The organism is Mycobacterium colombiense, from assembly GCF_001953985.1.
GTDB lineage: Bacteria > Actinomycetota > Actinomycetes > Mycobacteriales > Mycobacteriaceae > Mycobacterium > Mycobacterium colombiense_B.
In genome coordinates this window covers 1-1,460 of the sequence record NZ_MBEI01000034.1, presented here as the reverse complement: position 1 = coordinate 1,460, position 1,460 = coordinate 1, and the positions used below count along the sequence as shown (strand labels likewise).

General features: G+C 70.6%; 2 protein-coding genes. Both read left to right on the top strand.

Translation table 11 applies throughout. From position 1 onward, the window contains the following. Window positions 1-89: 89 nt before the first annotated feature. On the top strand, window positions 90-956 hold the full coding sequence (locus tag A5732_RS07855) for a BBE domain-containing protein (protein ID WP_253189023.1): 867 nt from the start codon (window positions 90-92) through the stop codon (window positions 954-956). Between the two features lie 78 nt (window positions 957-1,034). Then, window positions 1,035-1,460 (top strand): DUF222 domain-containing protein (locus tag A5732_RS07850; protein ID WP_142256572.1); only part of this gene is annotated, 426 nt, incomplete at its 3' end.

The following is a 1,460-nucleotide window of genomic DNA, read 5'->3' as shown; positions in this document are numbered from 1 at the left end:
GGGGGGGGGGGGGGCGGGGGGGGGGGGGGTGGGGGGGGGGGGGGGGGGGGGGGCCGGACGCCCGGCGCGCCGGGCTCACCTGCGACGCGTTGCAGTCCGCGACGGTGGTGCTGCCCAGCGGCGACGTGGTCACCGCGTCGGCGAACGACAACCCGGATCTGTTCTGGGCGTTGCGCGGTGGCGGCGGCGGGAACTTCGGCGTGACGACCTCGATGACGTTCGCGACCTTCGCCACCGCCGACAGCGACCTGGTGCGGCTGGACTTTCCGCCGTCGTCGGCGGTGCAGGTGCTCACCGGCTGGCAGTCCTGGCTGGCGGGTGCCGACCGCAACACCTGGGGGATGGTCGACCTGTCGGTCGGTTCGGCGCAGGCGAATTGCCATGTGCTGGCGACAGCTCCGTCCGGCACCGGCTCCGCTGTGGTGGACGCCCTCAAGTCGGCGGTGGGACTGGCGCCCAGTGCGGTGACCAACAAGACGCTCAGCCACATGGACCTGGTCACCTATCTGGCCGGGGGCAGCGGGACCAGCCCGGCGCGCGGCTTCGTGGCCGGGTCTGACGTGATCGGCCCGATGACTTCGGCTGCGGCCCATGCCATTGCGACCGCGGCCGGGCAGTGGCCGGCCTCGGGGGCGGGACAGGCCTCGGTCCTGATCGATCCGCTCGGTGGCGCGGTGGCCGACATGGCGCCGGGTGACACCGCGTTCCCGTGGCGCAATCAGTCCGCGGTGGTGCAGTGGTATGTCGAGCCCGCCGGCAACCAGGTCGGCGCCGCGACCACCTGGGTGGGCAGCGCACACCAGGCGGTGCAACAGTTCTCGGTCGGCGGCTATGTCAACTACCTGGAGCCCAACCCCACGCCGGCCCGCTATTACGGCTCGAACCTGCCGCGGCTGACCACCGTCCGGCAGAAGTACGATCCCAACCGGATGATGTTCTCGGGCCTGGATTTCTAGCGAAACATCTTGCGCCACTTCTGTTTCAACCGTTACATTTGGCGGCTTTTTGTCGGTGGGTGTGGCTAGTTTGACGGTGTGAGTGAGCAGCAGGATGTCGAGGCGGTGTTCGATGCGGTCGATGCCGCCTGGGATCGCGCCTGTGCGCTGAACTTCGAGGCGCTGAACCCGCAGCAACAGCTGGCGGCACTGGAGCGCTGCGAAAAGCAGCGCCGGCGCATCCCGGCCGTCGAGCATCCGCTGATCAATTCCCTGGCCCGCCAAGCCCCTTCCCTCGAGCTGGGCGGCACAGTGGGCCATGCCATCGCCGAGGCCACGCTGATCAGCCGCAGCGAAGCCGCCCGGCGCCTCAACGAGGCACGCGATCTGGGCCCGCGCCACGGCCTGACCGGCGAACCCATCCCACCCGCTTTGGCCGCCACCGCGGCCGCCCAACGCCAGGGCACACTGGGCGCCGGTCAGGTCGCGGTGATCCGCACGTTCTACCACCGCCTGCCCGGCTGG